Here is an 11,225-nt window from a genome sequence, read left to right as displayed (position 1 = left end):
CTGCATGGTAATGATAACTGGCATCACCAAATCAGCAGCGCGATTCCCCAGTTGCGTCAACTTCTTTTGTAGCGATCGCACAGAAGTGGAAAAACTTTTTGGTTTACTGTGTATACCTAAACGCATATATTTGTCCAAAAATCAACCTTTAATGTGTCACTTTAAGGTGCGTTTGCCCTGCTATTTCCCCTTAACCGAGCAGTATTGAGACCTGGGGTTGTAAGACCTTTACAGCGTGCCACCTCCAATACCCCGGTGCTTGGGGACAGTTCAAAATTATTTTGGTGGAGTACTACTTTTGAGCCAACCCTTTTTGAGCAGCAACCAAAGAAACCCCAATAATAACGAACAAGGTTCCTGTTATGCGTAATGAAGTCGCTGGGTATTTGTTCAACCCGATGAGACCAAAATGATCTAAAAAAAGTGCTGCAATCATCTGACCTGCAATTGTGAGTCCTAATGTCAATGCTGCCCCAATCTTAGGCGCGGCAAAAATAGTTGACCAGACATACAAAGTTCCCAAACACCCTCCTATCCACATCCACCACGATGTTTGAGAAAGTGAAGTCAAAGTAGGAAGTGGATAGTGGGCAAAGAAACAAATTGTAAACGATGCGATAGTGCCAGCAAGATATGAGATAAATGTAACTTGCATTGGCTTACCAATATAACTTTTTAAAAGAGTATTCAGGGCAACTTGAACAGGTAAAATAGCACCACCAATCAATGCTGCTATCAAATAAATGGTTCTAGAACTCATAACATATAACTCCGAAAACTAAACAGAAAATTTTGTAGCCAGCATCTAGCAGGATGTGACAAGATAAAAAGCACTCAAAATTTTAACAAAATGCATCAACACAGTTCAGTTAATAATTTTGAATACAAAAAAATTACCAGTAAAGTCCGTAAATTTACGGACTTTACAAAGGATTTTGGTATTAACTGAACCGTATTGTATTATAAATTTGCTAATCTTGATGAGTGTTGCGCTGATAACAATGCTCAACTAAGTACGATAATAGAGAATTGAAGCGCTTAAGCAGTCTCAAGATGCCGTTGAATCGCCGTTACCAATTCGCAAATACCTGTAATTTTAAGCATACTGTAGTGATCAGCTTTGAGGTTTATGACCGTTGGAGTCTTTCGGGAATATCGACTGTGGCTCTCAATAAATGAGTAATCATCACCATCGGCCTTAAAAATAGTTATAGGTGCAACAATCTGTCTCTTGGTTAGTTCGCGGAATGTGTACTTGACTTCATATGTTTGGTGTACAATTCTGATTATTCGTTTCACCAGATCCAAATCAAGCTTCTTATATATTGCAATAAATGACGCGAAGCTGTTTTCATCCTTGGCAACTTTCAAACACTCCTCCAGTGCGAGACCTGTAATGGTGCTTGCAAAAACCGAGAAAAGAATTGTCACATAGACTTTGTTAGTGAATACAGGTTGATTGCCATCAATAGCTTCATTATTAGTTTCAACCTTTGGTGATCCCGGAGCAATCAAAAAGAGATTTTCCACATGCTCACCGGACTGCTCAAGCTGATAAGCAACTTCAAAAGCTACCCGTGCGCCGAAGGAATATCCCCACAGTGTATAGGGGCCGTTTGGTTGAATACGTTTAATTTCCTTAATGTCTTCTACCGCCATCTCACTAATAGAGGAAAATGGCTTTTCGCCTTGGTTGATTCCATAGGCTTGAACACCGTAAAAGGGTCGATTGATATTGATTTTTTCTGCCAGCAACCTCAAATTCATTGGATAACCACCAAGTCCAGGCCAGCAATAGATGGGATTCTTGACTCCTGTGGATGATAGACGTACTAAACGCGAAGCAAGTTCAACTTCATCACTGTCCACTTTACGAGCGAGTTTTTCGATAGTTGGAGCTTCAAAAAGAGTATGCAAAGGCAAGGTACAATCAAACTCTTTATTGATAGCGTTGATTATTCTCACAGCAATAAGTGAGTTCCCGCCGGATTCAAAGAAATCATCACATATTGAGACAGAATCCCATTTCATCGCCTTTTTCCAAATCTCACCTATTCGCTGTTCAGTATTTGTACGAGGCTTGATGATGGGCCGTTGGGCCATTTCGATATTCACTTTGTCCGATGCTTCCAGCGCTTTAACGTCGATCTTACCATTGGCAGTAAGTGGTAGCTTGTCTATAACTATGATCTTGTTAGGCATCATGTAATCAGGCAAAAAGTTGCGTAGATCCTCTTTGATTAACTCAGCAGGGCCTTTCATCTGGACGGCGTCTTCTCTCATCCCCTCGCTGATTAACTGCTCATCACTGACGCGACCACCGATACAGAAGTAAGAAGGACCCGGTTCTTCATGACTAGCACTGAGTATCTTTGTTATCTGCTTTGCTGAAGGAAGATCATTACCAGTCTCGGAGCTGTATCCGGACGACAAGAAACCAAGATTTAGATCATTCATCTGCAAATGTTGAAGCTTCCTGCCCATTGCGAAATAATTTGCCCATTTACAGCTGCTTCTACCAATCATGGCAATTCCAAAACTTCCTTGCTCATAGGTTAGCTGATTGATAGCTATTACATGCCTTTTGAGAATGATATCGTCTGAGATTTTTTGCAAGCCTCTGTCTTTGTACTTGTATAAACCCGCAGGTAAATCAGGAATTTTTCCAGGATGACTCTGCACATAAATATCAACTGGTTCAATCGACAATGGCTTGAGTTGAGGTACTAGATCAAAAGTGCCTAGATAATAATAATGCTCGTCTGGACAGAGAATTTTCTCATTTACTTCCGGTGTATAGTTAGCATCTCCAATAGTAAGTTTATATGGTGGCAGAATCTTGTCAAATAAACCCAACATGTGGCCAGTTTCAATTTCGAGTACCTCTTGAATATTATTTTTATAAACTAGCTCGATAGCTTTTCTCTTTCCAATGAAGTGTATTTTTATTCGTGTTTTTTCTTTACTATCTATTTGATTTAATAGTACTAATTGATGGCGTCCCGGATGGTAATAGTAGTAACCATCATTCAACCCTGCTATGTTAACTAATTCAAGATACATTTGCGTTGCATACAATGCGCCAGGTGATGCATAAGCATACTTGGGTAACAGACGCTCATCGCTATGAAATGCACCGAAATATCTCAAAATCTCACCTAATTCTGTGAGGCTTAATGCATCCAAGCCACGAGAATCAGCGAAGTTGTCAGTTTGGACATCAGTAATCTGTCTATCTAGCAACTGCATAATATCAGCTTTGTGAACAGCGCCACCCTCGAATAAACGGTAGGATTTTCGAGTAAACGCCAATCGGCGCTGTTCTTCGGTCGGTGTTTTACCTGGAAGATCGATTTCTATTTGGCCAGGTACACAATTTTCTTCGTCGATATCCCTATATCCAAGATTTGACAATTGAGCTTTGACTTGAAGCTTGTTTTGCTTGGACAGATGGTGTTCTCCGTGGACACCCTGATCCATGACAGCAGCTTGCTTAGGACTCAATTCGATACATGCAATCAAATCAGAGTATCCGGTACGAGAATTTTTCTTAACTATAACAGCTGCGTTCTTAACCCAGTCATGTTTCTCAATTGCCACCTTTACTTCGTCCAGTTCAATCCGAAACCCTCTAAGTTTTACCTGATTGTCTACTCGCCCAACGAACTGAACAGTACCATCTGCATTCCAACAGACTAAGTCTCCAGTCTTATACAGTTTGGCATCTCCAGAACTCGTCGAAAATTGATCGTTGACAAACCTTTCTTTTGTCAAGTCTGGTCGATTAATATATCCACGCGCCAGCTGAACACCACCGATATATAACTCACCACTTTCTCCAACCGATGCTAGCGATTGATCGTTGTTGAGAATGTAAAACTGAGTATTGTGAACGGGAGTACCAATGGCGATCGCTTCAGGATAATCAGCGATCGCATTTTTATCAACTTTAAAGGCGGAAGCATTGATTGTGCATTCACTTGGGCCATAGACATTAATTAAGTCACATTTTGGCAGCACTTCGATGCATTGTAGCGCAAGTTTTTTTGACAGAATTTCGCCCCCGCTAAATATTTGTGTCAGTGACTTACAATTATGGAATAAGTCGGTGTCGAGAAGCGCTTGCAACAGCGTCGGAACGCATTGCAAAGTTGTCACATGATGTCGAATAGTAGTCTCAATTAACTGTTCTGGATCTTTATAGGTTCCGGGGCGGCTCATAATAATTTTACTGCCACAACAGGATGCAAGAATCTCCCATTGTGCTGCGTCAAAACTCATAGGTGTTTTTTGCAGAACAACTTTGTTGTGATCTAACTTGCAAACACTTTGCAGCCAATTCATCTGGTTGACGATACTGTGGTGTTCTATCATTACACCCTTTGGCTTTCCCGTACTACCAGAAGTATAAATTACATAGGCTAAATTGTCAGAACACGGTTGTTTGCAAAGTCTATCCTGTGTAATTAGTGGGGATGGGAACTCAAAATCCTCCGCCTCTTCAAGTGTAACATTTGCACCAAGATGCTGAAGATAATCACCCAAGCGTGAACTGATGTTGGCGAGTTCTTGATAAGTTAGACATTCATGCTCACAATGATCACATACAACTGCTTCTTTATGAGGTTGAGCCTGCACTTGCTCTAGAAACAAATCAAGAAGAGATTTTGTTATCAAATCTTTTGACTCTGTGTTATCTAGCTTTTGTATAAGCAAATCTTTTGTTTGCATAGCTGATCTCCAATCTAATTTTTAAAGGTGCGTTAGGCGCTCACATCATATTTTTTGTGAAAAATCAGATTCAAATACACGCCTAACACAACACCAAATGCTACAACAAGGGCTTTGAATTTCTCTGTGAGGTTAGTTGATATCTTGCACCAACTTTTCGTACCGCCAAGAAATAAATTAGGGGAAAATTCCTACAATGATTCTTGTTACTTTAGAGCTTTTACTTTAGAATTTATTTTCTCTCGTAAACGACGTGCAGATTCAGCAGGAGATTGAGCATTGTAAATCGCAGCACCAACTGCTGCTACATCCGCTCCTGCTGCTTCTACTTCCTGAATCGTATTTTCATTGATACCCCCCGCGGCCGAGAGAGATATAGAAACTGCACCTCGTAGAGCTGTAAGTTCGCTTGCAGTCGAAGCACACAAGTGATTAGCCTGCTCATCTAATCCGCAGTGCAGTTCCAAGTAATTAACTCCCAGCTTTTCTAAGTCGCGGGCGCGTTGCACACGATTTGAAACGGAAATCATGTCAGCAGTCACATATCTGCCATACTTACGAGCAGCAGCTATAGCTCCTTGAATAGTGCTGTCATTTGATACAGCTAGAATTGTAGTGAAGTCTGCTCCTGCTTTGAATGCCATTTCAGCTTCTAAGCCTCCAGCATCCATCGTCTTCATATCTGCAAAAATGAGCTTATTTGGAAAAGATTGTTTGAAAGTTTCAACAACCTTCAACCCCTCTTGCTTAATCAAAGGAGTACCAGCTTCGATGATATCTACATAATCAACAACATCTTTAAGCAATTTGATAGCTTGCTCTAATGACAACAAATCTACAGAAACTTGCAATTTCATTGAAAAACCTCTTTTTGTTCAAAAAAATAGTTTACTTTGAGCTTGTGTTAGTTATTCAAGATTGGCGTGCAATGCCCAAAGAGTTTCAGAACTTTTATTGATAGTGTGAGATAAGAAATGAAATAAAGCATCAAAGATCAACAAAGAAGATTGCTCGAATAGTGAACCACTAAATTGTTGTGAATGTTGATGACTATGATCTTGTTTAGCCGCAGCTTCTATGTGAATTAAAAAGTCAGCTATCTTGGCTAAAGGAGAATCAATTTGAGTTGTGACACTAGCAATATATGCACCAATTTCTTTTGCTTTGCACGCAATTTCTAAAACATGTTCTGTGCTGCCCGAACCAGAGAAATCTATTAGTAAATCACCTTGTTGAATTGCTGGAGTAATCGTTTCACCAACAACATAGACCTGCCGTCCCAAATGCATTAGCCGCATAGCAAACATACGAGTCACCAGACCACTACGACCTTCACCAGCTACAAAGATTCTTTGGGCATTCATAATTGCTTGCCCAAGTTGAATAACTGATGAATAATTGATTTTTTCTAAAACTTGTTTGTTTTCGATTAACACCAATTCAACGATTTTACTAAAATCGGTATTAATGTCTGTAGTAATGACTGGTTGGGAAACATTAGCCATGATAATTATATCCTCTCAAATAAAGCAGTTTTACACTCATAATCATGGAACTGTAGTTGAAAATAATACAAGAGCTTTAAGCAAGATTTAAACAGGACTTTTCAAAATACCAAGAGACGGCTTTGGTACAAATCTTGAATTACTTGAACAGTACATACTATAGCTACAAGTCCGATGACCACAACAGGCAACAAACCTTTGCCAACTATGGCAAGTATAAGAAGGATAAATGCAGAATAAAGGCGAAACCTAGAACGGATTTTACAGTAGCGTATAACTCCAGTACGATGCAAAAGAGCTAGAGCTAATAAGCATAATGCGACCATGCTACAGAGAAGTACACGCTCTGGCGGGGGCAGCGCTACGCTAGGCTCACTTGATATGATGTGTTTGACGCCAACTCCCGTAGCAGTGAGTCCAATCACCAAGGGTAAATGTCCGTAAAGCCAAATTTGATAAACGCCTATTTGACCAGTTGCATTAGCAGAACGCAAAGCTGAATTACCAATATTTTCAAAATAGACCCACCACAAGCTAAAAGCAATACTAAAACCGAATATTGCAGCAAGCGCACTTTTAGCATCCCAGTTTTGATTGGAGAGACCATCAACCACGCCTATGATCGCCTCGCCCAAGACAATAATGGTAAATAGCCCGAAACGTTCTGGCAAGTGTTCAATATGGTGGGTTAGTCCTAACTGTAACTGTTTTGCTGTCAAAGGTGTGGCGAAATCTAAAATTAATCCCAATGCCCAAAAGCCGAAACGTAATGGCATGGGTACGAATACAGAGAGCAGCCAAAGAACAGCTGCGATCGCAAAACCTTGTGCATAACGAGTTGCTAGTGGACGTGCTAAAGGGATATGCCTTGCAGCACGCAGATATTCAATGACAAGCATAGCTCTTCCGGCAGCATAGGAAAGAGCAAAGCCAGCAGAACTTTCCCCCAAGCCGTGGTGTGTATTTACCGCTAAGGTGGCGATCGCTACCATTTGCCCACCAGTCAGCAAGCGATGACCTATGTCATCAATCTCAAATCGATTGGTATAAAATGTCGTGCCAATCCATGCCCACCACATTGGTATGAATAGAAACACAAAGCTGAAAAATCCTGATAGGGAAACATCTTCGCTGAGATTGTGGGCAACTTGTGATACTGCAACTACAAATACCAAATCATAGAAAAGTTCCAGCCAAGTAGCATGACCATTTTTTTCTTCGCTTTCTACACCAATACGCAGGCGAGGAGGTTGGAACCAGGTTTTCACATCTAAAACCTCATTTTTTTTAACTTCTATCAAACTTAATGATCAATGCACGAAGGTTTTGTCAATATAACACCAGATCCAATTTTCACCAGGCTCAAAAGACTTTACAAGAGGATGACCAGTATTGTGAAAGTGCTTGGTAGCGTGCTTGTTTTTGGATGAATTGCAACAACCAACATGTCCACAAGTTAGGCAAACCCGTAGATGTACCCAAGTATCTCCGCTTGCCAAACATTCCTCACATCCAACACTAATGGATGTGACTGCTTGTATCTGATTGAGATGTGTACACTCCATAAATTCTCCTTGATCTACTCTTTAGAAGTAAGAGCGAGTTCATTTTTATATCTGTTCATTTCTTGAAACGAGCGTAAAGGCAAACTAACCTTAAAGCATGTGTCGCCGGGCTTTGAGAAGCAGCGAATATGCCCACCATGCTGACCTACTATTATTCGATAGGCAATATCTAAACCTAGTCCTGTTCCTACACCAATACCTTTAGTTGTGAAAAACGGATCGAAAATCCGAGATTGAGCGCACTTCCATATGCTTGAATCATTGGTAAATTTTGTTCGTATTCACGCACCACTTGGATACGATGCTTTTTGAGCTTATAGCTCAAAATAGTGAGTGTACTTTCAATACCTTCATGAACAGATACCTCCTTTAGTGGAGATTGATCCATGTATGAGTATGCTTTGACAGAATTGACAAGCTCAGAAATCCGATCAACGCCCTGCTCAAGGACATTCAGCATACTTTCTGTAGCTAGCGTTGTCTCCAACCAAGTGAGTACATACTTGAATGCATTGGCATTCACCTGCTTACCAATAAATTCTAACTGCTGAACGTCAATTCCTAATGCAACTAAGGTAGGTACAAATTCCCAGCCATCACTAACGCCATGTGACTCTAGCCAATCGGATAGTTCATCTTCCAAATCTATCTGAGTCAAGGGATCAAAATTGCACGGTTGAGCCACCCGCCCCATTGCCTTACTCTTGATCTCCAAGAGATACTCCAATTGAGCTGGAGTGAGGTGTTGTTTGGTAGACGCAAGCGAGAAATTTTGCAAGACACTGACTGTATCGTGCAACTGTCCTACTGCTCTACGTACTGCTGCTGTTGGATTACCCAGTTCATGAGCAAGACCAGCAGCTAACGTACCCAAGGAAATAAGCTTATCGTGTTGATGAGACAACATCTGTAACTCTTGCATTCGGCTTGCCATAAAACCGAGAACAGCGTTTCTCACTGATGGACAAAACATGAGCATCTGCCAAAATTGCTCCTCGTGCAAGCAGTATACGTGACTTTGATTAACTGCTTGTCCACTTGCAAGGTGAACTGTACCTGCAAGGAGGGGAACTTCACCAAAAAATGTCCCAGTTTCATATGTAGCTAAAACAACTTCTTGGTTATTGATCTCTCGTGTTAAGCGAATTGCTCCTTCAAATACCATGTAAAAACATTTTGCAGGCTCTCCTTGTTTAAACAGTAAATCTCCTGGATTCAGCCAGATGTTAGTACCGCTCACCAAACGCATCAGCTCATTTTCTGTCAAGTCTTTGAACAACGGTATTTTTTTTAACAAATTAAGCATGGGAAAACCTAAAGTGTTTTTTGTTTTTATAAGGATGAGAGATATTGATGTATGAATTGAATAGCTATCGACCCTTCACCCACTGCTGAGGCAACTCGTTTCACTGACTGATAGCGCACATCACCTACTGCTAAAATTCCTGGTATGTTAGTTTCAAGAAGATATGGCGATCGAGACAATGTCCATCCTTTAGGGTACATCTGACCATGCAAAACATCAGGACCAGTCATAATGTAGCCTTTTGGATCTCTCTCGACAATATCTTGCAACCAATTGGTATGTGGTGTTGCGCCAATAAAAATGAAAAGGGCACAGGCAGGGAGAGTTTCGACCTCATTAGTTAATAAGTTGGTAATAGTGATCGCCTCAAGCTTGTCTTTACCGAACACTTCAGTAGCTTCGCTTAACACTTTTACTATGATGTTGTTCGTCTGTTTGATTTGATCAATTAAATACTTAGACATGCTTTTCTTGAGTGAGTCCCTGCGTACGAGAAGGGTTACTGAGCGAGCGTATCTAGAAAGGTGTATAGCAGCCTGTCCGGCAGAATTGCCTGCTCCAACAATAAATACATCTTCACCTTGGTATCCCATTGCTTCGGTCATCGCTGATCCATAGTATACGCCAGCACCTGTTAACTTGTCACAGCCACGCACGTTGAGTTTACGATAGGATACACCAGTTGCAATAATTACTGTGTGACTACTTATTTCTGATCCGTCTGCTAGTGTTATATATCGATATTGACCATCTACACGTAGGCCTTTTACTTCCTGTGGTGTCAGAATTTCTGCTCCGAACTTCTGGGCTTGTGCAACAGCACGCCTAGCTAAATCTCCCCCAGTTAGACCCACCGGAAAACCTAGATAATTCTCAATTCTGGAACTAGTTCCAGCCTGTCCGCCCGGAGCCTCTTTTTCTACAATCACAGTATGTAATCCTTCGGAAGCCGCGTACACTGCTGCTGCTAAACCAGCAGGACCAGCACCCACAATGATCACATCGTAAAACGGCATTTCAGCACGAGTTTTCAAGCCGATTTTCTCAGCAATTTGAATATTTGTCGGCTGTAGAAGATGTGAACCGTCGGGAAAGAACAGTAGTGGTAGGTTTACATGATCAGGGTTGGTATAACTAGATAACTTGTTTCCCTCTTCTGATTCAATATCCAACCATTGATAAGGAATATGGTTACGAGCCAAGAAATCTTTAATTTGATGCGTTTTGGGAGACCATCGATCGCCAATTACACGAACACCCTCAAAGCACGGAAGATAGGTTTTTTTCCAAATCTCAAGCAAATCGTTAAGTACTGGAAACAAACCCTGCTCCGGGGGTGTCCACGGTTTCATCAAATAATAATCAATTTTGGCCTTATTGATCGCACGGATAGCTTCATCAGTGTCAGCATATGCTGTAAGTAAGGCACGCTTGGCATCTGGAAAAATTTCCTTAGCCTGTTCAAGAAACTCAACACCGGTCATGTTTGGCATTCGCTGATCCACTAACAATAGAGCTACAGGATGGTTGCGTAGTTTCAATTTTTTCAGTGTCTCTAGAGCCATCTGACCAGAATCAGCACGCAGTACACGGAAGTTTTCGCCGTATTCGCGGCGTAAATCGCGCTCGATAGAGCGTAAAACTTCTGGGTCGTCGTCTATTGTAATTAGAACAGGTTTAGCCATGATATTCCCTCATTTGTTGATTTTCCCCTATTTTCAAGATAGAACCCCAGGGGCGTTAGCGTAGTTCCTCCTTTAAGGAGGTCGCGCCCACAAAGAGGGAATGAAAATAGTTATTCCCCTTCCTTAGCTTTTACCTTTACTTTCTTTCCTAGCTAGAACCCCATGTAATCAATCACACAATCTGTGCATAAAAAGATGATTACACTCGTAAACTCCTTACCCCCATACCCATTTTTAAGACGGCTATTGACCCTAACTATACGCTGGCTAATTCGATCGCTTCATATTCGTCTACCAGTTGGATGCCTTCACAGAATGCACTCATTCTCAGGAAATCCTCTACCTGCACTTGTGCGCCAACTACATACAATTCCACATCCAATACCTTCGCCAAATTTATGAACTGGTAGAACAAGGATCGGCAGGGTGGATG

9 protein-coding genes are annotated in these 11,225 nt (G+C 41.2%); all 9 read right to left on the bottom strand.

Going from position 1 to position 11,225, the window contains the following annotated elements; translation table 11 throughout:
• Positions 1-292: 292 nt before the first annotated feature.
• The 9 genes from AC5JMK_RS07180 to AC5JMK_RS07140 all read right to left on the bottom strand — a co-directional run bounded on the left by AC5JMK_RS07180 (position 293) and on the right by AC5JMK_RS07140 (position 10,792).
• The gene (locus AC5JMK_RS07180; RefSeq protein WP_096679685.1) at positions 293-760 is read right to left on the bottom strand and encodes a DMT family transporter; all 468 of its coding nucleotides are present in this window, start codon (positions 758-760) and stop codon (positions 293-295) included.
• 278 nt (positions 761-1,038) lie between these two features.
• Positions 1,039-4,731 carry an amino acid adenylation domain-containing protein gene (locus AC5JMK_RS07175; protein WP_495909744.1) on the bottom strand — a complete coding sequence of 1,231 codons (3,693 nt, stop codon included), beginning with the start codon at positions 4,729-4,731 and terminating at the stop codon, positions 1,039-1,041.
• Between the two features lie 206 nt (positions 4,732-4,937).
• Positions 4,938-5,588 (bottom strand): 3-hexulose-6-phosphate synthase, encoded by a 651-nt coding sequence (gene hxlA / locus AC5JMK_RS07170; protein WP_096679681.1) that lies wholly within the window; start codon positions 5,586-5,588, stop codon positions 4,938-4,940.
• Positions 5,589-5,639: 51 nt separating this feature from the next.
• Positions 5,640-6,236, bottom strand: a complete 597-nt coding sequence (hxlB, locus tag AC5JMK_RS07165; RefSeq protein ID WP_096679679.1) for a 6-phospho-3-hexuloisomerase — start codon at positions 6,234-6,236, stop codon at positions 5,640-5,642.
• 101 nt (positions 6,237-6,337) lie between these two features.
• Complete coding sequence (locus tag AC5JMK_RS07160; RefSeq protein WP_096679838.1) at positions 6,338-7,504, bottom strand: low temperature requirement protein A; 1,167 nt, start codon at positions 7,502-7,504, stop codon at positions 6,338-6,340.
• Positions 7,505-7,546: 42 nt separating this feature from the next.
• Positions 7,547-7,801, bottom strand: a complete 255-nt coding sequence (locus AC5JMK_RS07155) for a ubiquitin carboxyl-terminal hydrolase 14 (protein WP_096679677.1) — start codon at positions 7,799-7,801, stop codon at positions 7,547-7,549.
• A 14-nt stretch (positions 7,802-7,815) separates the two neighbouring features.
• A complete protein-coding gene (locus AC5JMK_RS07150) occupies positions 7,816-7,998 on the bottom strand; it encodes an ATP-binding protein (protein ID WP_495909745.1) in 183 nt (60 codons plus the stop codon).
• The gene (locus AC5JMK_RS07145; protein ID WP_495909743.1) at positions 7,989-9,107 is read right to left on the bottom strand and encodes a cyclic nucleotide-binding domain-containing protein; all 1,119 of its coding nucleotides are present in this window, start codon (positions 9,105-9,107) and stop codon (positions 7,989-7,991) included. Before AC5JMK_RS07145 ends, AC5JMK_RS07150 begins: the two co-directional genes overlap by 10 nt.
• Before the next feature lie 26 nt (positions 9,108-9,133).
• Positions 9,134-10,792: an FAD-dependent oxidoreductase gene (locus AC5JMK_RS07140; RefSeq protein ID WP_096679673.1), complete on the bottom strand. Its 1,659-nt coding sequence runs from the start codon at positions 10,790-10,792 to the stop codon at positions 9,134-9,136.
• Positions 10,793-11,225: the final 433 nt, after the last annotated feature.

This window comes from Pelatocladus sp. (assembly GCF_059505505.1).
Note: the sequence above shows the minus strand (reverse complement) of the source record. Positions and strands in the feature narration are given on the sequence as shown.